Below are 20,762 nucleotides of genomic sequence, written 5' to 3'. Positions count from 1 at the left end.
AATGAATTTTCTACTACTTTAACGGATTTAATTTTAAAATATTACAGTAGTGCTAAATTCCTCCCTGTAATTAATTAGTATCTTTGATTCAAAAAAACTGTTCATGATCAACCACGAAACAATAAACAAAATTATGGAAACCGTCCGCATAGAGGAGGTTGTAGGTGATTTTGTGCATTTGAAAAAACGTGGTACCAGTTTAATCGGAAACTGCCCTTTTCACAATGAAAAAACACCTTCTTTTCACGTATCTGTAGCAAAGGGCATTTACAAGTGTTTTGGTTGTGGTAAAGGTGGAGATTCGGTCCATTTTATCATGGATCATGAAAAGTATTCCTATCCTGAAGCTTTAAAATTTCTTGCCCAAAAGTACAATATTGAGGTAGAGGAGACGGTGCAGTCGCCTCAAAACATAGAAGCGCAGAATGCGCGCGAAACCTTATATGTTGTTTCGCAGTTTGCCGCTGGTTTTTTTGCAAATGAATTGTGGACAGGTGCTGATGGCCGGGCTATAGGGCTCAGCTATTTTAAAGAACGCGGTTTCCGGGAAGACATCATCAAAAAATTTGAACTGGGATATTCTCCGGATGTATGGGATGCGATGACTGTTAAAGCGGTAAACAGCGGACACAGAGAAGAGTACCTGGAAAAAGCCGGTCTGTCTATCAGAAATGATAAAGGAAAACTGTACGACCGGTTCCGTGGGCGTGTAATGTTTCCCATCCACAACTTTACCGGACGGATTATTGGTTTTGGTGGCAGAACACTCAAAACGGATAAAAACGTTCCTAAATATGTCAACTCTCCCGAAAGTGACATCTACCACAAATCTAATGTGCTTTACGGCCTATTTCACGCAAAAAAGGCCATTCGGGAAGCTGATAACTGCTATCTTGTAGAAGGCTATGCAGATGTGCTTTCTGTACATCAGGCAGGTGTAGAAAATGTGGTCGCCTCATCGGGTACCTCTTTAACTGTAGAGCAGATTCGCCTGATTGGACGTTTTACGCAAAATGTAACGATACTTTATGATGGTGATGCCGCTGGAATAAAGGCCTCATTGCGGGGACTGGATATGATTCTGGAAGAAGACCTGAATGTAAAGGTCGTTAACTTTCCTGACGGCGATGATCCTGACTCCTACATGCACAAAGTTGGTGCCGGGGCCTTCAAGTTATACATCGAAAATAACCGTAAAGACTTCATTTTATATAAAGCCAATATTCTGCTCAAAGAGGCGGGTACCGACCCTATAAAAAGGGCTGGTATCATTCGTGATATTGTAGAAAGTATTGCTAAAATACCTGATGATATTAAAGCTTCGGTATTTATCAGGGAGTGTAGTCACCTGCTTCAGGTTGAGGAGCGTGTGCTGCTTTCCGAGCTTAATAAAATGCGGGTTGCCAAGTTTAAAAAGGCAAGTACAAACGCTCAAAATCAGCATCCGGCACAAAGGCAACAACCCTCGTCGTATCCTCCGGGAATGGATGGCCCGCCAGATAACCTGTTTGATGATACACCGGCTGCGGTGATGCTGGAACCTGAAAGTACGCAGGAAAATGACTTGCTTCAGGAACAGGAAATTGTGCGCTTATTGCTGGCCTTTGGTCATGAGCTGGTGAGCTGGGATAAAATAGACAATATGTACATCGGTTCTTTTATCATGCAGAACCTGTCTGATGTTACTTTTGAAGATGAGATTTGCAAAAGCATCATCGCCCAGTATAAAGAGGAAATTGAAAATGGGCATCTACCTGTAGCTAATCAGTTCATCAAAAGTGAAGACCGTAAAATAGCTGATCTGGCCATCACGCTTTCTACCTCTCCATATTCGCTCAGCGAAAACTGGTACAATAAACACCAGATTTATGTGCGGGATGAAACGGTAAATTTAAAGGCCACCATCCTTGGCGGACTCTTCCACCTGAAGAAGCGAAAGGTAGACCGGATCCTGCTCAACCTGCTCCAGGAAATTAAAGTAGAAAATGATCCTGTAAACCAGGAAATCCTGATGCAACGGTATGCCTTCATTAAAAATGTAGAAAGGGAAATCTCCAAATACCTGGGCTCAGTAATCTTAAAATAATGGCAATTCACCTGGAGCTTGGCAGAAATGGAGAGGATATCGCAAAGCAATATCTGGAGCAGAAAGGGTATAAAATTATGCAGCAAAATTGGGTTTATGGAAGGGCAGAAATAGACCTTATTGCTTTCTATGAGGAAAAGATCATCTTTGTAGAAGTTAAAACACGCCGAAAAACTGACCATGGTGAACCGGAAGATTTTGTAGACTGGAAAAAGGAAAAGCAATTGGCGCTGGCTTCTTCCGTTTACATAGAACGAAGAAAGCACCAGGGAGAAATTCGGTTTGATATTATTGCAATTGTATATGAAAATAAAGACCTTTATAAAATTAACCACATTGAAGATGCATTTTGGCCAGACTAATATCCTTAATTTTTTAAAAATTTCAGTTGCAGCATTTTCGCTGATTTGTATTACAGGGGTATCTTCCTGTAACGATAAAAACGAGCTTTCCAGCCTGGAATTTAAATATCCGGAAGCGGGAAAAAAGGTTAAAGCCGGAGAGGATGTCAAGATCGCACTTGATCTTCCTAAAGATGCAGCGCTGGCCTCTATCAGCTATAAAATTGACGGAAAGGTGTTTGCTACCGTAAAGGATGCTCAGGATGTTGCCCTAAAAACCGCAGGTTTGCAGTTAGGCTACCGGATGATTACCGCCCTGATAGATCATGGTACCACTAAAGATTCTGTATCTGTAAACATCGAACTTACTTCTGGATTGAAGCCCTCCATTCTCAAATATAAAGTAATCCATACCTTTCCGCATGATACCAGTGCCTATACGGAAGGATTGGCCTACCATGATGGTCGTTTGTTGGAAAGTACTGGTGAAACAGGAAATTCCAGGTTAAAATGGACAGATTTAAAAACTGGAAAGGTGTTACAAAGTGTAAATATCGACAATAAATATTTTGGAGAGGGTTCGGTTTTAATAGGTGACAAGATTTTAATGTTAACCTATAAAGAGCACATGGGACTGGTTTATGATGCCAAAACCTTAAAACTGTTGTCATCTTTTCCAACGTCTGAATATAGAGAAGGATGGGGACTAACATTTAACGGGGAACACATTTTAAATACCGACGGCACCAACAGGATCTGGTTTTTAAATAAAGATTCTTTCCGGGATGAAGGTTCTTTAGATGTGTATGACCATAACGGACCGGTAAACCAGCTCAACGAATTGGAGTACATTAACGGCAAGATCTATGCAAATATTTACCTTACAGATTCTATTGCTGTAATTGATCCTAAAACAGGTACTGTTGAGTCTTATATTGATTTGAAAGGATTACTTCCAGCCAAAGATAAATTCGCCAATACGGATGTGTTAAACGGGATTGCATGGGATGAAGCTGGGAAACGCCTCTTTGTAACCGGCAAAAAATGGAACAAGCTGTTTGAAATCAAGCTTGTCCCATAATACATCTCGTCATCTCGAACCGCAGGGAGAGATTTATTTCTTAGCCTTCGGCTCTTCAATGTAACCATTAAAAGAAATCGGCTGTCTGTTGTTATTGATCACAAATAAAGAGGCATAACCACTCTCTGTAACATTCAGGGTCAAACGTTGTCCGTCTTTAACATCCTTTGGATTGATGGTCACCACCCATCCTCCTTTTTTACCTTTTACGGAAGTGTAGGTAAACTTTTTCGACGTAAATTTTGTGCCTGATTCGTTGGGGTCCATAGTGGCAGTAAAGGCACGACCATAAAAAGGCAGCCACGCCACTACGCTGTCAGGTGTAATGCGCAGGTCGTAATTAGAGCCTGTAAGGTTAATGGTTCCCGCACCGCCCTGGTTGTTCATCTTCATCAAAATGTTGTTGATGTCGTTATTCGCCATCGGCATAGCAGTAGTTGCTACGAAAGTAAAGTTCTTTTCAGGAACAATTTTGGCAGTAGTTGCTTTATCGGTTTGTGCAAAGCTACTGGTGCCCGTAAGCACCAGTGCTGCTAATAGAATTTGGGTTATCGTTTTCATATCCATCTGTTTATGTATAGTTAAGACAAAATTTAGCGTCTTTAGTTTAACCAGATGCACAATTGCCTACGATTCCATAAAAAATTATTTCCTCCAGGCTTTATACGCATTAATCAGCCCATTCGTAGACGCATCGTGAGAAGAAACTTCCTCGTCACCTTTCAATTCTGGTAAAATGCTTTTCGCTAACTGCTTACCCAACTCAACACCCCATTGGTCAAAACTGAAGATGTTCCAGATAATCCCCTGAACAAAAATCTTATGCTCATAAAGCGCAATCAGACTACCTAATGTAAAAGGTGTAACTTTTTTTAATAAAATTGAATTGGTAGGCCTGTTGCCTTCAAAAACTTTAAAGGGCGCAAGTTTTTCAATTTCTTCAGCAGTTTTACCATCTTTCTGCAATTCTGCTACCACCGTTTCTTCGGTTTTGCCATTCATCAGCGCTTCTGTTTGCGCAAAAAAATTAGACAGTAAAATAGCATGGTGTTCTCCAATAGGATTTAAGCTTTGGGCAGGTGCAATGAAATCACAAGGAATTAAGCGCGTTCCCTGGTGTATCAACTGGTAAAAGGCATGCTGACCATTTGTTCCTGGCTCGCCCCAAATCACAGGTCCGGTTTCATAAGTAACCTCATTGCCATTGCGGTCTACGTGCTTACCATTACTTTCCATATCCCCTTGCTGAAAATAAGCAGCAAAACGGTGCATGTATTGGTCATATGGTAAAATAGCCTGCGTTTCTGCACCATAAAAGTTAATGTACCAGATTCCTAATAAGCCTAAAATTACCGGTATGTTGGCCTCAAAAGGTGTTTTTTCAAAATGTTTATCCGACGCATGTGCACCGGCAAGTAGTTGTTTAAAATTATCAAAACCAATGCTCAAAGCAATCGGTAAACCAATAGCACTCCATAAAGAGTATCTACCGCCAACCCAATCCCAAAATCCGAACATGTTTTCAGTATCAATACCAAAAGCGGCCACATCTTTGGCATTGGTAGAAAGCGCAGCAAAATGTTTGGCTACATCTCCTTGTTTAGCACCTTTGCTCAAAAACCATTCTTTTGCTGTATTGGCATTGGTCATGGTTTCCTGAGTGGTAAAAGTTTTAGAGGCTACCAGAAATAAAGTTGTTTCAGGATCTACTTCTTTCAACGTTTCTGCCATGTGTGTACCATCTATATTAGATACAAAATGCATGGTCAGGTGATTTTTATAAGCCTTTAAAGCTTCAGTAACCATTACTGGCCCCAGGTCAGAACCACCAATACCAATATTTACCACAGCTGTAATGGCTTTCCCTGTATATCCTTTCCATTCACCTGAAATGATTTGCCCACTAAATTTCTCCATCTTAGCAAGTACCTCATTCACATCATCCATCACATTTTTGCCCTCAACCAATATGGGTGTATTACTTTGGTTGCGCAAAGCGGTATGGAGCACTGCACGGCCCTCCGTCTGGTTAATGATTTCAGCGCCAAACATGGCCTTAATGGCTTCATCAAGTTTACATTCTTTAGCCAGTTGCAATAGCAAAGCAAAAGTAGTATCGTCAATTCTGTTTTTAGAAAAATCCAGTAAAATGTCTTCAAATACCAATGAGAATTTTTCAAATCTAGCCGGATCCTCAGCAAAAAGGTCCTTTAAGCTTTTTTCATTGATGTCAATAAAATGGTCTGCCAGGTATTTGTAGGCTTCAGTTTCAGTAAAATTTACAGATGGGAACATAACATTGTTGTTTTTGGTAAATGTAAGGGTTTTTATAACTTTATTAGTAAGTTTGGTTGGTTTTGACTTTAACCTTATTTGGGAGAATGGCATTGTATCATGAGTATACCGATCATCAGCTAACTCATCTTTTGGTAAAAGATGATGAAAAAGCCTTTACTCAAGTCTTTAAACGTTACAATTCTCTTCTTTATGCCCATGCCTACAAAAAATTGGGCAGCAGAGAGGAGGCAAAGGATATTGTACAGGAAATTTTTGCCGTTCTTTGGTCCAAACGACTTGAACTTAACGTTACCACAAGCTTATCTGGTTACCTCTTTACCGCAGTAAGGAATCGAATATTTGATTTTATCGCTCATCAGGATGTGGCTACGCGATACATCGATTCATTGCAGGATTTCCTCAATCATGGAGAAGCCATTACAGATCACCTGATCAGGGAAAAACAAATTAGGGAGATCATAGAAAAAGAAATCTCATTACTTCCTCCCAAAATGCGGGTGGTTTTTGAGTTGAGTCGCAAGAATTACATGAGTCATAAAGAAATTGCAGAAAATCTGGGCATATCCGAGCAAACTGTAACTGATCAAATCAAAAAGGCGCTTAAAATTCTTAGAAAACGAATGGGATTGGTTGTCTTTTTTGTTTTTCTGACAAATTATTAAAATAATTTAAAATTATATCCCCCCTGGCTTATTCTTTCCCGTCATGTATAGTGTTAAGGGTAGAAATTGTCCCTTGTAAGTATGCAGAAAAATAAAGCTAAAGAATTATTACTAAAATATAAGACGGGGAATTGTACTCCGGAGGAAATGGCCTGGCTGGAGAGTTGGTATTTAAAGCTCAATACAGATGAGCGCCTTCAGCCCTCGGAGAGGGAGTTAAGGGAAGTAGAAAATGAAATGATGCTTGCCCTCGGTCTAAGTAGTCCTAAAGTATACAAATTATGGACTAAAGTTGCTGCGGCAGCTGTTGTGTTGGTTTTTCTCAGTATCAGTTTTTATTATATGAGATCAGAACTTAGGCAAGATTCAATCGTGCAGGTAGCCCCAATTATTCGCCCTGGTGGCAATAAAGCAGTCTTGATCCTTTCAAATGGAAAGCGAATTGACCTGGAAAGTGCAAAATCAGGAGAACTGGCGAAATCAGGAAATGTCATCATTAAAAAATCAAAAGACGGACAGGTTGTTTACGATCTAAGCTCTGCAGGAGCCGGGTACGATCCAGGCAATCAGGTAAATGCTATTGAGACTCCCAGGTCTGGTACTTACCAAATTAAATTGCCCGATGGTTCATCAGTTTGGTTAAATGCGGCTTCAAGATTAATCTTCCCGACTGGTTTTACAGGTAAAGACCGGACGGTTAGGTTGTCCGGTGAGGCGTACTTTGAAATTGCCAAAGATAAATCCAAACCATTCAAGGTAATTTCTGGTGGTCAGACTATAGAAGTGCTGGGTACTCACTTTAATGTTAACCACTATAAAGATGAGCCGGACATAAAAACCACGCTCTTAGAAGGTAGTGTTAAACTTACAAGCCGTACTTCAATGGGCCAGCGACCGGGAAGTACAATACTCGCACCCGGAGAGCAGGCGCAACTACAGCCTTCTGGCGACATTAAAGTGGTTAACATAGATACAGAACAAGTTATTGCCTGGAAAAATGGCGTTTTTAATTTTAAGAGAGCAGATTTAAAAACCGTAATGCGCCAAATTTCAAGATGGTATGACGTTGAGGTAGAATACCAGGAGGAGATGCCTGAAATTTCCTTCACAGGGAAAATTTACCGGAATGTTAATCTGCAGGAGGCGCTGAAGAGCATTAGTTATCTGGATGTTAACTTCTCTGTTAAAGGAAAAAAGGTATTTGTGAAACCAGCACCATAAACGATAATAAAACGAATCAATAAACCTAACCAACCAAAAATTATGATGAAACCTATACGACAGAAAAGCTAAGACCACTGGGATAACCAAAAAAACCGCGGAAGTGTTGCAAGCACTGCCGCGGATACTATTGAGTTAATCCCTCCCGGTAAACCGGGACAAACAATTTGCGATTGATCTAGTGTATTTAACCCAACTTTTACAAATGTAATGAAATTTAATACGAATGACAGGGGCTGTCGCATGCGCGGTAGTCTCACCCTCAAAAAACTTTTTCTGGTCATGAAATTAACCACGTTGTTATTGATCTTGGCGTTTCTGCAAGTCAGTGCCAGAGGATACAGTCAAATTACACTGGATGTTAAGGATGCGTCCCTCAGCCAGGTACTTGCATCAATAGAAAAGCAGTCTGGTTATGTGTTTTTATATGATGAAAGTAAGTTGCCTTCAAGTACAATCACCCTAAACGTTAAGGATGCTTCTATTACTGAAACTTTAAACTTAGGGTTAAAAAGTATTGGTATCAATTACCAAATCATCAATAAAAATATTACCTTAAAAAGAGACCCACTTTTCTGGGGGCGAATGAACCTTGTGGTGCTGCAACAAGAACTGATCAATGTAAGCGGAACAGTGCGTGATTCATTGGGTAAGCCATTAGCCGGGGTTACTGTAAAATTGGAAGGAACAAAAAAGCCTACGGTATCACGTGGCTCTGTGCGGACAGCTGTTACAAACGACAAAGGTGTCTACCTGCTTACCGGTGTGCCGGATCAGGGTAATGTTGTGTTCTCTGCTTTAGGATATGTTACTAAGGCTGTTAAGCTTTCTGATTTCAACATATTGAGATCTGCCAAGGTAATTGATGTAGAATTGAGGCAACAAGTGACAGGCCTAACTGAAGTGACCATCAATACGGGGATTTATACCCGTAAAGCCAATAGCTTCACCGGATCTACGCTGGTGATCACTGGAGAGCAGTTGAAAAAAGTGGGTAATGCCAATTTCTTTCAGGCACTTAAAAATATCTCGCCTTCGATGGTGCTGGATAATTTTGATGTAGGCTCTAACCCGAATGCATTACCTGATATTCAGCTGAGGGGAACTTCGACTTTTCCTGCTGAGGCATCCTCTGCAAATTTGAAAGGTAATTATGAACGCAGTCCTAATCAGCCATTGTTTATATTGGATGGTTTTGAAGCAAGTTTAGAACGCATTTTTGATTTAGACATCAATAGAATTGCAGGAGTAACGATTCTGAAAGATGCAGCTTCTAAAGCTATTTACGGTTCCAAAGCAGCAAATGGTGTAATTATAATTGAAACCAAAAGAAATACTTCTGGTAAACCATTGGTAACTTATAACAGTAGTCTGGATTTAGATTTGCCAGATTTGCGAAGTTATAATTTAACCAATTCAACTGAAAAATTACAAGCCGAAGTGATTGATGGAATGTATAGCCGAACAACAGATGCAGCCACTTATGCAGCCCTGCAACAACTTTACAATGCCAGAAAAAAGTTGACTATGGAAGGTCTGGATACTTATTGGTTAGCAAAACCATTAAGAAATGGTGTGGGTCAGAAACACAATTTAAATGTGGAGCTTGGTGGTTCAGATTTAAGAATACTTGCAGATGTTTCTTATATGGATGTCAAAGGAGTAATGATTGGCAACGACCGTAAAAAGATTTCTGGAAATTTAACCACCTCTTACAGGCTGAACAACTTATTGTTTAGAAACATCACCAGTGCCAATAAAACTAATGCCGCAGAATCTCCATATGGCGAGTTTAGCGAGTATGCAAGGATGAACCCCTATTGGAGAGCAGAAAACATAGATGGTAGTATCCCATTTTACGCAGAAGTTGGCATGAATGGATTTAGGGTAACTAATCCACTCTATAATGCTGCTTTAAATTCTAAAAATGTAGAAAGCTATTTTAATTTCACCAATAACTTTTATTTAGAGTGGACCATGCTGCCAGGTTTGAAAGCCACTACCCGTTTGGGAATCGACCTGATTACTAATGATGCTGACGAATTTTATCCGGGTTCACACACCAGGTTTGATAATTATTCTGTTGATGATGCGAATAGGAAAGGATTATATCAGGTAAATAATGGGAAAGCCCAAAACTTGTCTGGCGATTTAAATATCAATTATTCTAAAGAAATCGGTAAAAATGTATTTTTTAGCAATGCAGGTTTTAACATCAGCGAGCGCACTTTTAGTGAAGTTGCGCATACTGTTGAAGGGTTTTCTAGTGATAAGTTAGATAATCTCTTATTCGGTCGTGGTTATTTGATCGATTCTAAACCTGTAGGTAATTCTTCAATTGTTAGGGATTTGGGCTTTCTTGGTGCTTTCTCTTACATGTATGATAATCGCTTCTTGTTGGATTTAACAGGCAGACTAAGTGCTTCTTCTCAGTTCGGTACAGACAAACGCTGGGCTGAATTTTGGAGTGCTGGTATAGGATGGAACCTGCACAATGAAAACTTTATGAAAGGTTTTCAGGCCCTTAAACAGTTGAAGTTAAGAGCTTCAATTGGTTCTACGGGTAACTCCAACTTCCAAACCAATGCATCTTTAGCCACGTATCAATACTATCAGCAATCATTCTATCAAGGTTTTCCCGGTTCGTTTCTTACAAATCTGGCTAACTCTGGTTTGCAGTGGGAGTCAAAATTTGATTATAATGCCGGATTTGATGCCAACTTGAACAATAAATTGAATATCAAATTTGATTATTACAGAGGGATAACTGAAAATTTAATTACTGATATCACAGTGCCTAATTCTACCGGTTTCGCTACCGTAAAAGATAATCTTGGTAAAGTAAGTAATTCTGGATTCGAGGTGTATGCTACCTATCTTGTATGGTCTAAAAACAGCAGCTTTTTTAATGTAAATGTTGGTCTGGAAACTAATAAAAACAAAATCATTGAACTCTCCAATTCAATGAAAGCCTTTAATGCCAATATGGATAAACAAGCTGCAGACCGGGGAAATAATGTACCAGTAAAAAAATATGTTGATGGGATGTCCATGAATGCAATTTGGGCAGTGCCTTCTTTAGGTATTGATCCAGCTACAGGAAGCGAAATCTATGTAGATCGCAATGGTGCAACCACCACCATCTACGATGCACAAGATATGGTAGTTGTGGGTAATTCTTATTCTCCTTACCAAGGTATCGTAGGCTTTAGTGCGGAGCACAAAGGTATCGGCCTTAGTGTAACCGGCAGGTATTTGTTTGGCGGACAGTTGTATAACCAGACCCTTGTTGATAAGGTTGAAAACGTTGATATGAATTACAATGTAGACAGAAGAGTATTAACAGGAAGATGGACTACCCCCGGACAAAATGCCTTGTTTAAGCGTTTAGGGGAATACTCCATCCAAAACGAAAATAACACAACCTCTCCGGCACAAGAAAAAACACGTGCTACTTCACGGTTTGTACAGGATAGAAACGAATTTACAATTGCAGCGGTAAATCTTTATTATATCCTTAGTAATAGTTTAACCAAGCACATTGGATTGCAACGCGTAAAAATTGGGTTTAATATGAACGAATTGGCAACCTTTTCTTCCATTACTATAGAACGTGGCTTAACCAACCCATTTGCAAAAACACTTTCATTTAACTTATCTGCAACATTCTAAATATAATTTTTATGAATACAAAATATAAAAATATAATAATGGTGCTCCTGGTAGTACTTATATCCAGTTCTTGTACTAAAGACTGGCTGGATGTTACATCCGGTTCTGAAGTGAGGTCTGACGATCAATTTAAATCAGAATCGGGTTTTAAAGATGCGCTTATTGGAGCATATATTGGAATGACTGATCCTGCCCTATATTCCAGAGATTTAACATACAACATTGTTGATCTTTTGAGTCAACAATACGGGGTCATGACAACACTTAGTCAATACGGTGAATTTCAAACGTATAATTATACCTCCGTTCGTACCGTACCAAGAATAGAAGCAGTTTGGAACAAAACTTACAGTGTAATTGCCAACGTAAATAATGCATTAACTAATATTGATAAAAATAAAGCGGTATTAAACCCAATTAGTTATGCTATTATAAAAGGCGAGTTATTGGGTTTACGTGCATTTTTGCACTTTGATTTAATGAGGTTATACGGTTACGGTAATATCGCGAACCGTACTGATTTAGCGGGTAAATTCGCGATTCCTTATGTGGTTAACTTTGATAAAAGCGTAACTCCTCAGTTGTCTTATGCCAATACCTTCGAGCTGTTGAACAAAGATTTAAATGAAGCAGCTGTTTTGCTTAAAGAGGATCCAATTTTTAACAACCCTAGAAAACCTACGGCCTATTATACAGCGATCAATAGAGATGGTTTTTATAATAAAAGGGAACAAAGGATGAACTATTATGCAGTTAAAGCGCTTCAGGCAAGGGTGTTGCAATGGCAAGGCGGAGTTACTAATTTAGCCAATGCAGCCATAGCTGCTGAAGAAGTAATTAAAGATGCCCCGGCTAAATTGATCAACAGCCCTAATGTGGCAGTTGCCGACCCAACACTATACCCAGAGCACCTGTTTAACCTGAACGTAAATGCTTTTGCAGACATTGTTAACCCATTTTTAGATGGAAGTTCTCTTACTAACTACAATGCATTATTCATTCCAACCACCAGAGCACAGGAAATATACGAAACAAATAACGCCAATATTGGCGCTGTTGATGTTAGGTTTAATACCTTATTGTCTCTGCAAACTAAAGGTTACATTTCTCAGAAATATTTCCAAAAAACCAATTCAGCTACCCGGAATGTGATGCCTTTAATCAAAGTTCCGGAAATGTATTATATCGCAGCTGAGCACTATGTAACTGCTAACTTGCCAAAAGCGATAGAATATTTAAACCTGGTAAGGTCCAGTCGGGGAATTATTCAAAATATACTGCCTACTGCCGATATGGCTACCGTTACCGCGGAAATTATGAAAGAATATCAGAAGGAATATGTGAGTGAAGGCCAGTTGTTTTATTTCTATAAAAGATTGGGTAAAACTACTTTTCCAGGTTTAGCTACCACCATAACGGCTAATGATAAAATCTACCTGTTTCCTTACCCGGCTAGCGAAATTGAGTTTGGAAACAGGGTACAATAATTAACATGTTAACGATATAATTATGAAAAATTTAAGAAATCAGTTCAGCTTAATTATCGCAATGACGTTAATATTAAGCGCTTGTAAAAAAGATGAAGTTGGTTCATTTACAGCAGAGCCGGCAATAAACTTCCTGGTTACGCCTGCTAAGCCTTTATATTCTACAGAGTATTCTTTTATGACTAACCCTCAACCCGAATACATACAAGAAATTGAGGTAAAAATAATTGGCAACACTGAGCCCCGGGATAGGGTTTTAAAAGCAGTAGCTGTAAAAGATGCCACTACTACTGCAAAAGATAGCCAATATGAAATTTTAGATGGTAAGGTAAAAGCGGGCGAATTCATTGGAAAGCTTAATGTAAAACTTAAAAATTCTGCAGAATTAAATACCACCAAAGTCGTTTTAAAATTAAGATTGGTAGATTCTGAAGATTTCAAAGCCGGCAATAAGGAATCTGCTGAATACACAATTGGATGGACCAATCAAATATTAGTACCTGCTTCATGGACCTATTATAATATCTTTTTTGCCACAAAAAGTACAGCGGTTTACAGGATTATATTGCAAACTGTTGGTTTAGTCACATTTACAGCAACAGATTATCGTGGAATTGGCGAGCAGGGTGCAATTGTATTGGGAACTAAATTTGGAGACTATGTTAAACAATGGAATTTAGATCATCCAAATGATCATCTCAAACATGATGATGGCACAAAAGCCGGACAAGATATTGTCCCGCTTTACTACACAAAATCTAAATATAACTAAATATGAAAACCATAAAATATGTATTCTTATTGATGTTCTTATTTGGAGCATTGATTATCCAATCCTGTAAAAAAGATTTAAGTTCTTTAGATATCAAGGATGTCGGTAGTTTAACTGTAGATACCCAGGCAGATGGCATATTAGATGTGTTGCAGTTTGAGCATCTCGTGCTAAACCCCAAAACCACTACTACTATAGCTGAGGCAAACCTGAGTTATCAATGGCGAATCAATTTAAAACCAAGTGATACACTTAGCCAGGTTATTGCGACTACTAAAACCTTAGATACAGAGATTAAGCTTAAACCTAATGATTTTGAAAAATACTATCAACTATGGTATGAAGTGACGGACAAAAGCACCGGGTTAAAGTATATTACTACCTGGAGAGTGAACGTTAGAAATGCCATTGGCGAAGGTCTGGTAATTGCAGAAACGGCAACGGACGGGTTATCCAGCGACATTAGCCATTTCATGTCTCCACTGGTAACTGCTGGCTTTACCGGTGAAAGCATTAAACGTGGCCTATACTCCGGTATTAATCTTAAAACAATTCCCGGTATTATCAAACAGATGCGATACACCAATATCTTCGGCGTAAACACTATTATGGCTATTACAAACAATAGCATTATTAAAATCAATACGTTAGACTACACCCTGGCCGGCACAAATGAAGACTTGTTCTTTGGTCATACAGGTACATTTGCACCCGAAAGCTTGTATGGCGCTTATCAGGGTGATATTTATATAGAGAAGAACACTTTTACCTTTACCTATTTGGGTGCCAATAGAAAATTTGGATTAGCATACGATAACGCATTTAAAGTGCCTGCGATAGTGGCCGTGAATAGAAATTCTAATCCACCTACCATACTTAGTTTTTATGATGAGGTAAATGGCTATTTTGCCTATCAGGGTTTTTTCAACTCTTTTGGTGACAGAACCGTGTACCGCTATCCAGTATCAGCCACACCTTTTAATCCAAATAGCTTGCCTAATAAAATAAATTTAGCCGCTATTTTTGATACGAACTATGATATACTTCACTTGTTGAAAGATAAAACAAGTGGGAATGTTGGTTTGTACATTTTTAATGGTGATGTTCCAGGTGGAGCGCCTAAAGCATTCTATGATCTTTCTGCCGCACCAAACATCGCAACGGCATCTAAATTTGTATTGATGGATAATCAAAAAGTGTTGTATTATGCCACAGAAACTAAAATCTATGCGGTATTATATGCTGGTACTACGCCAATTTACGAAGAACGTTACACTGTGCCCGCTGGCGAGAAAATTACCACTTTAGATATCTATCAGCAAGCTGATTACCCAATCGGTTCAACTTATTTGTCTTCTAACAATAACCAATTAATTTTAAGCACCTACAATACTGAAGGTAAGCTTTATATCCTGCCATTGAAAAATTTGGGGGCGGGTAATATTGATCTGCCTAATGTTAAAACCTATGGTGGCTTTAAGAAAATCACCGCAATTACTACACAAAAATAATCTGGTATTCAGCGGATGGTGGCCATTAGGCTTTCCATTCCCTTTTAAACATTATTCAGCCCCAAAAATTGGACAATGATAAACTACAACATTAACTAATGAAGAAAATACTGAAAATAGCCCGATTGGAGCTAAGTATCTTATTTTACTCCCCCATTGCATGGCTGATCCTGATTATTTTCATCATACAATCCGGGGTTACATTTACCTCCATGCTAAATGTGCTGGAATCAAAACAACAGCTTGGCGCCAATTTTGAGTTTTTAACAGCAGAGATTTTTGCTGGTCTGAATGGTTTTTTTGCCGCCGTCCAGAAGAAATTATATTTATACATCCCATTGTTAACCATGGGTCTTATGAGTAGGGAAATCAGCAGCGGATCAATTAAACTATTACTCTCCTCACCGTTAACTAATCTACAAATTATCCTTGGAAAGTTTGTTGCCATGATGGCATATGGAGCTTTGCTAATGCTGGTGCTATTGGGTGTAACAATATCAGGCTTTTTTGCTATCGAAAATTTAGATGTTACACATGTGTTGGGTGGTATTTTAGGTTTATACTTACTCATTTGCGCATATGCTGCAATCGGTGTGTTTATGTCCTCCCTTACTTCTTATCAGGTCGTTGCTGCCATCAGTACGCTGGCGGTGTTGGCTGCACTTAATTTTGTAGGCAGTGTTGGTCAGACCTATGATTTTGTCAGAGACATTACCTACTGGGTTTCCATTTCCGGCAGGGCCAATAACTTTATCAACGGAATGATAGGTAGTAATGATGTTATATACTTCCTCCTGGTAATTGTAGCATTTCTTACCTTAAGTATCATGAGGTTAAATGCGGGTCGTGAACTAAGAAGCCAAACATCAACGATCGCAAGATATACCCTGGTTGTTGTTGCCGTGCTGTTTGTTGGGTATTTAACTTCTATGCCCTGGCTTATCGCTTATTATGATACTACACGTTTAAAGACAAATACCCTTACAGATAAAAGCCTGGCCATTATAAAAAAGTTAGATCATCCGGTAAGTATTACAACTTATCCTAATGTGCTGAGTGCATTTGCAAATATCGGCGCACCCAAAATGAGGAATTTTGAACTAAGGGCATTTGAAAAATACAGGCGCTTTTTGCCGGGTATCAAGTTTAACTACGTTTCCTACTATGATACTACAATTTATAGCAGGGATAAAACAAAATCGCTTGAAGAGAGGGCAATTCGTGCTGCAACTGCACATGGTTACGATTTTAGTAAGTTATTAAGTCCTGTGGAGATTAAAAAGGTGATCGACCTTGGCCCAGAAGAAAATATCTTCGTCCGTACCATCAATTACAACGGCAAGCATACCTTTTTACGCATGTATTTTGACATGATAGGATATCCTGAAGAAGCGGAAATTTCTGCAGCTTTAAAAAGGCTTTTGTTTAAGCCACCTGTGGTCGGAATTCTAAACCAGAATGAGGAAAGAAGTCTAGATAAAACCGGTGATAAGGCCTATAAGAATATCCTTAATTCTATGAACACCCGTAAATCGCTCATTAACCAGGGTTTTGATCTGAAACGGATAGACTTATCTGCTTCAGGTGAAATACCCGCCGACCTCGCCGTCCTAATTATTGCAGATCCTAAGGTTCCTTATAGCACAGCGCAGCTGCAAAAAATAGCGCTCTATATTCAAAATGGCGGTAACGCACTTGTTGCTGCAGAACCAGGCCGTCAAAGCGAACTCAATGTTTTGCTAAAGCCCTTCGGCGTACAACTTATGCAAGGCGCTTTGCTACAGGAAAGTCCAGACCTGGATGTTAACCTGATACATTTAAAACCCAATAAGATCTCCGGGCCATTAGATATTAAAATTGATGATCAATATTTTATCACGATGCCAGGCACTGTAGGCATAACATATAAAAAAGTTGCCGGCTATAATTATCTTCCACTGCTAACTACAGATCAGAAATACGTATGGAATAAGCTGGGGACCTTTGATGACTCTGGAGTTAAAATTCCTTTTAATCCCCTGAAAGATACGAGGGTCAATGTGCCGGTCGCACTCGCCGTAACGCGTAAATTACAACAAAAGGATCAGAAAATCATTGTTATCGGCGATGCAGATTTTATGAGTAATGCAGAGGGATCAAGATATAAACCTCAAAGTGCAAATGTAGATTTTGCCGTTAATCTTTTTAAATGGTTTAGTAATGGTGAGTTTCCGATTGACATTACCAGACCAAAAAGTACCGATAACCACATCCTGATGTCTCATAAACAGATCTCCTGGCTAAAAATTTTGTGCTTAGGAATTCTACCTCTGGTTTTGGCCTCATCAGCAGCCTATATTTTAATATCACGTAAAAGAAAATAACAGCAATCAGCCTATGCTGATTTGCAATAAGAAATACAATATGAAGCAGAGCATCGCTAAAATAGCACACCTTTCGCACCGTTATAGTAGGGACTGGGCAATTAAAGACATTAGTTTCGAAATTACTGAAAAAGGAATTTTAGGCTTACTTGGATCAAATGGTGCAGGTAAGTCTACTACAATGAATATTCTTTGTGGTGTAATCAACCAAACTGAAGGTGACGTGTTTATCGATGGTATCAATGTCCGCAATAACCCGGTAGAGGCTAAAAAGCTAATCGGTTTTTTACCTCAAAAAGCACCCTTACATCTGGAGTTAACGGTAGATGAGTACCTTACACACTGCGCGCACATGCGCTCTATTCCTTCCGCAGAAATAAAAAACGCTCTGGAAATTGCAAAGGCAAAATGCGGCATTTCACATTTCAGTAATAGGGTATTGAGCAATCTTTCTGGTGGCTATCAGCAGCGTGTAGGCATTGCACAGGCCATCATCCACAATCCAAAATTAGTGGTATTAGATGAGCCAACCAATGGATTAGATCCAAACCAGATTTTGGAAGTGCGGAAACTCATTAAGGAAATTGCAGAAGACCGTTCAGTAATCTTGTCTACACACATTTTGTCTGAAGTGCAGGCAACTTGCGACAACATCATCATGATTGAGCATGGACACATCGTATTTGCCGATACCATGCATGCATTTAACAATTATATTGAGCCAAATTCATTAATCCTGATATTGGATAATCCACCCGAAATCGAAGAGATGGAGGCCATACCCGGTGTAACCAAGGCAGAATTGTTTCACAGCAACCAGTATAGGCTGCATTTTAATTCCGGGGCAGCAATAACCAAAAAAATTATTGCTACCTGCATTGAAAAGGATTGGGCTTTAGCAGAAATATACCTGGAAAAAAGCTCATTGGATGGCATTTTTGCCCAGTTATCTAAGAAAAACGGTTAACACTTAAGAACATCAGGAAATGCAAAAAATTTTAAGGATAGCCCGACTGGAACTCAGTATACTATTTTATTCTCCTATAGCCTGGTTGGTGCTCATCATCTTTACCATACAAAACGGTATTGCCTTTACAGAATTGCTGTATAGTCAGGAAACCTATCAGCAGCTGGAACGAGCTCTTGGTCCGATGTCAAAGGTGCTTTTTGCCGGCGAGAAAGGTATGCTTACCGTAGTTCAGGAAAATTTGTACCTCTATATCCCATTGTTAACAATGGGGCTGCTGAGCAGGGAAACCAGTAGCGGATCAATTAAATTGCTCTTGTCTTCGCCAGTTATGATTCGGGAAATTGTTTTGGGAAAGTTCCTTGCCATGATGGTCTATGGTCTTATCCTGGTAGCTGTGCTGCTTGGTTTTACAATTGTAGGATATTTTTCTGTGCAGTCATTAGATGTGCCATTTGTAATTGGCGGAATCTTTGGCGTCTATATGCTTATTTTAGCTTATGCAGCCATCGGTCTGTTCATGTCGGGCTTAACGCCATACCAGGTTGTCGCTGCAATCAGTACTCTCGCGGTATTGGCCTGCCTAAACTTTATGGCTGAGCTTGGACAGGGCACGGACATCTTACGAGATTTGACTCACTGGCTTTCTATCGCTGGTCGTACTGAACAGATGATAAACGGAATGATTACCAGTAAAGACACCATTTATTTTATTCTGGTCGTACTGCTCTTTTTATCACTAACCATTATAAAATTAAATTCGGGGAGGAAAATCAGAAGTTTCGGCTTTAAATTAATGCGATATGCGGTAATTATACTGGTATTTATTGGATTGGGGTACCTAAGTTCCCTGCCCTTGCTAACTGGTTATTTTGATACCACCAGGTTCAAAGATCGTACACTGACAGAAAAAAGCCAGGAATTGGTAAAGCGCTTTAGTAAACCAGTTAAAATCGTCTCCTATACCAACGTAATTCATTCCAACGCTATATTTGGCGTACCTAAGAATAGAATTGGTGATATGGACCGTTTCGAAATGTACCAACGTTTTCTTCCTGGAATGAAGATGGAGTACATAGCATATTATGATACGCTGATACATTATAACGATACCACTAAGACATTACTTGAAAAAGCAAAGCAAGCTTCGGATGCACAGGGATTTGATTTTAATGAATTGCTTACACCGCAGCAAATTAAAAAGAAGGTAAATTTAATTCCTGAAGAAAATGGCTTCGTACGCTTCATCGTTTATGATGGTAAAACAGCCCCTTTGCGGATGTTTAGCGACTTGTTTACTTATCCATTGGAACCAGAGATTAATGCTGCGCTTAAAAGATTGCTTGATCAGCCGGCTGTAGTGGGTATGGTTACCGGAAATGACGAGCGAAGTGCAGATAATAGTACTGAACGAGGTTATAAGGCCATTACAAAAGGCTTAGATGTAAGGGCTTCATTAATAAATCAGGGCTTTAATGTTATTGATATAGACTTGAATAAATCTGATCAAATACCTGATAGTCTTACCGTGCTCATCCTTGCCGATCCCACCGTGGAACTTAGTCCTATGAAGTTGCAGAAAATAAATCACTATCTGGAGACAGGAGGAAATATGCTGATTGCAGGGGAGCCTGGTCGGCAGCATATTCTAAATCCCGTATTGGCAAAATTGGGTATCAACATGATAGCGGGAACAGTGCTGGAAGAAAGCGACAATAATGAGCCTGATTTTGTACAGGCACTATTTACCAAACAAGCAGATGAGTATAAATTATCTGTGTATGATGATGCCAAAGTAAGTTTGTCTGGGGTTGCAAGCCTGGCTTATGAACCATCAGGACTTTACAAAAAACAACCCATACTGATAAGCAATGAAAACCTGACCTGGAACAAAACGGGTAATTTTAACCTTAAAGATAAAATCGTTTTTGACGCCGCTAAAGACCAAAAGAAAAGTTATCCATTGGCACTAGCCGTTACAAGAGCTCTAGGCAAACGGCAGCAACGTATTATGGTACTTGGCGATGCGGACTTTATGAGTAACCAGGAAGTTTCCAGAAGCAGCCCTGGTATTGTCAATGCAAACTTCGTTATTAAAACCATGAAATGGTTCAGTAATGGGGTATACCCTATTTCAAATCCCAGACCTAAGGCCATTGATACGGTCATATTAATCAGCAGGGCAGGAATCAATATGCAAAAGATGTTTTTATTGGGAATTGTGCCATTACTTATTGCCGTATGGGGTGGCGTCTTGTTAATCAGAAGAAAAAGAAAATAGTGCCAAGGATATCACCTTTG

Annotated in this window: 14 protein-coding genes; 12 read left to right on the top strand and 2 right to left on the bottom strand. The window is 39.4% G+C overall.

What is annotated here, in order from left to right:
- The first annotated feature begins 103 nt into the window (after positions 1-103).
- From dnaG to LPB86_RS02040, 3 genes are read left to right on the top strand one after another with little or no spacing between them, the layout of a single operon-like run.
- The gene (dnaG, locus tag LPB86_RS02050; protein ID WP_230640880.1) at positions 104-2,086 is read left to right on the top strand and encodes a DNA primase; all 1,983 of its coding nucleotides are present in this window, start codon (positions 104-106) and stop codon (positions 2,084-2,086) included.
- Positions 2,086-2,448 (top strand): YraN family protein, encoded by a 363-nt coding sequence (locus LPB86_RS02045; RefSeq protein ID WP_230640879.1) that lies wholly within the window; start codon positions 2,086-2,088, stop codon positions 2,446-2,448. The genes dnaG and LPB86_RS02045 overlap by 1 nt, the downstream gene beginning before the upstream one ends.
- Positions 2,429-3,508 (top strand): glutaminyl-peptide cyclotransferase, encoded by a 1,080-nt coding sequence (locus LPB86_RS02040; RefSeq protein ID WP_230640878.1) that lies wholly within the window; start codon positions 2,429-2,431, stop codon positions 3,506-3,508. Before LPB86_RS02045 ends, LPB86_RS02040 begins: the two co-directional genes overlap by 20 nt.
- A gap of 33 nt (positions 3,509-3,541) precedes the next feature.
- Here the strand turns inward: LPB86_RS02040 and LPB86_RS02035 are convergent, their stop codons facing one another.
- Both LPB86_RS02035 and pgi read right to left on the bottom strand, forming a co-directional pair.
- Positions 3,542-4,069: a DUF4251 domain-containing protein gene (locus LPB86_RS02035; protein ID WP_230640877.1), complete on the bottom strand. Its 528-nt coding sequence runs from the start codon at positions 4,067-4,069 to the stop codon at positions 3,542-3,544.
- An 84-nt stretch (positions 4,070-4,153) separates the two neighbouring features.
- Positions 4,154-5,803 (bottom strand): glucose-6-phosphate isomerase, encoded by a 1,650-nt coding sequence (pgi, locus tag LPB86_RS02030; RefSeq protein ID WP_230640876.1) that lies wholly within the window; start codon positions 5,801-5,803, stop codon positions 4,154-4,156.
- Positions 5,804-5,889: 86 nt separating this feature from the next.
- Here pgi and LPB86_RS02025 point away from each other — a divergent pair, with 86 nt between their 5' ends.
- The 9 genes from LPB86_RS02025 (at position 5,890) to LPB86_RS01985 (ending at position 20,742) form a co-directional block, all read left to right on the top strand.
- The gene (locus LPB86_RS02025; RefSeq protein ID WP_230640875.1) at positions 5,890-6,468 is read left to right on the top strand and encodes an RNA polymerase sigma-70 factor; all 579 of its coding nucleotides are present in this window, start codon (positions 5,890-5,892) and stop codon (positions 6,466-6,468) included.
- A gap of 81 nt (positions 6,469-6,549) precedes the next feature.
- The gene (locus LPB86_RS02020; RefSeq protein ID WP_230640874.1) at positions 6,550-7,689 is read left to right on the top strand and encodes a FecR family protein; all 1,140 of its coding nucleotides are present in this window, start codon (positions 6,550-6,552) and stop codon (positions 7,687-7,689) included.
- 210 nt (positions 7,690-7,899) lie between these two features.
- Positions 7,900-11,361: a SusC/RagA family TonB-linked outer membrane protein gene (locus LPB86_RS02015; RefSeq protein WP_230640873.1), complete on the top strand. Its 3,462-nt coding sequence runs from the start codon at positions 7,900-7,902 to the stop codon at positions 11,359-11,361.
- 11 nt (positions 11,362-11,372) lie between these two features.
- Positions 11,373-12,848 (top strand): RagB/SusD family nutrient uptake outer membrane protein, encoded by a 1,476-nt coding sequence (locus LPB86_RS02010; RefSeq protein WP_230640872.1) that lies wholly within the window; start codon positions 11,373-11,375, stop codon positions 12,846-12,848.
- 22 nt (positions 12,849-12,870) lie between these two features.
- Complete coding sequence (locus tag LPB86_RS02005) at positions 12,871-13,620, top strand: DUF4843 domain-containing protein (RefSeq protein ID WP_230640871.1); 750 nt, start codon at positions 12,871-12,873, stop codon at positions 13,618-13,620.
- Positions 13,621-13,622: 2 nt separating this feature from the next.
- On the top strand, positions 13,623-15,131 hold the full coding sequence (locus LPB86_RS02000; RefSeq protein ID WP_230640870.1) for a PKD-like family lipoprotein: 1,509 nt from the start codon (positions 13,623-13,625) through the stop codon (positions 15,129-15,131).
- Between the two features lie 98 nt (positions 15,132-15,229).
- The gene (locus LPB86_RS01995) at positions 15,230-17,494 is read left to right on the top strand and encodes a Gldg family protein (protein WP_230640869.1); all 2,265 of its coding nucleotides are present in this window, start codon (positions 15,230-15,232) and stop codon (positions 17,492-17,494) included.
- Between the two features lie 40 nt (positions 17,495-17,534).
- Positions 17,535-18,461, top strand: coding sequence for an ABC transporter ATP-binding protein (locus LPB86_RS01990; RefSeq protein ID WP_230640868.1), 927 nt, complete (start codon positions 17,535-17,537; stop codon positions 18,459-18,461).
- A 19-nt stretch (positions 18,462-18,480) separates the two neighbouring features.
- Positions 18,481-20,742, top strand: coding sequence for a Gldg family protein (locus LPB86_RS01985; protein ID WP_230640867.1), 2,262 nt, complete (start codon positions 18,481-18,483; stop codon positions 20,740-20,742).
- Positions 20,743-20,762: the final 20 nt, after the last annotated feature.

Source organism: Pedobacter sp. MC2016-14, from assembly GCF_020991475.1.
Lineage (GTDB): Bacteria > Bacteroidota > Bacteroidia > Sphingobacteriales > Sphingobacteriaceae > Pedobacter.
Note: the sequence above shows the minus strand (reverse complement) of the source record. Positions and strands in the feature narration are given on the sequence as shown.

What these genes read in the sequence shown, in the direction of transcription:
- dnaG (WP_230640880.1), top strand. Translation starts at nt 104, where the DNA reads ATGATCAACCACGAAACAATAAACAAAATTATGGAAACCGTCCGCATA.
- LPB86_RS02045 (WP_230640879.1), top strand. Translation starts at nt 2,086, where the DNA reads ATGGCAATTCACCTGGAGCTTGGCAGAAATGGAGAGGATATCGCAAAG.
- LPB86_RS02040 (WP_230640878.1), top strand. Translation starts at nt 2,429, where the DNA reads ATGCATTTTGGCCAGACTAATATCCTTAATTTTTTAAAAATTTCAGTT.
- LPB86_RS02035 (WP_230640877.1), bottom strand. Translation starts at nt 4,069, where the DNA reads ATGAAAACGATAACCCAAATTCTATTAGCAGCACTGGTGCTTACGGGC.
- pgi (WP_230640876.1), bottom strand. Translation starts at nt 5,803, where the DNA reads ATGTTCCCATCTGTAAATTTTACTGAAACTGAAGCCTACAAATACCTG.
- LPB86_RS02025 (WP_230640875.1), top strand. Translation starts at nt 5,890, where the DNA reads ATGGCATTGTATCATGAGTATACCGATCATCAGCTAACTCATCTTTTG.
- LPB86_RS02020 (WP_230640874.1), top strand. Translation starts at nt 6,550, where the DNA reads ATGCAGAAAAATAAAGCTAAAGAATTATTACTAAAATATAAGACGGGG.
- LPB86_RS02015 (WP_230640873.1), top strand. Translation starts at nt 7,900, where the DNA reads ATGAAATTTAATACGAATGACAGGGGCTGTCGCATGCGCGGTAGTCTC.
- LPB86_RS02010 (WP_230640872.1), top strand. Translation starts at nt 11,373, where the DNA reads ATGAATACAAAATATAAAAATATAATAATGGTGCTCCTGGTAGTACTT.
- LPB86_RS02005 (WP_230640871.1), top strand. Translation starts at nt 12,871, where the DNA reads ATGAAAAATTTAAGAAATCAGTTCAGCTTAATTATCGCAATGACGTTA.
- LPB86_RS02000 (WP_230640870.1), top strand. Translation starts at nt 13,623, where the DNA reads ATGAAAACCATAAAATATGTATTCTTATTGATGTTCTTATTTGGAGCA.
- LPB86_RS01995 (WP_230640869.1), top strand. Translation starts at nt 15,230, where the DNA reads ATGAAGAAAATACTGAAAATAGCCCGATTGGAGCTAAGTATCTTATTT.
- LPB86_RS01990 (WP_230640868.1), top strand. Translation starts at nt 17,535, where the DNA reads ATGAAGCAGAGCATCGCTAAAATAGCACACCTTTCGCACCGTTATAGT.
- LPB86_RS01985 (WP_230640867.1), top strand. Translation starts at nt 18,481, where the DNA reads ATGCAAAAAATTTTAAGGATAGCCCGACTGGAACTCAGTATACTATTT.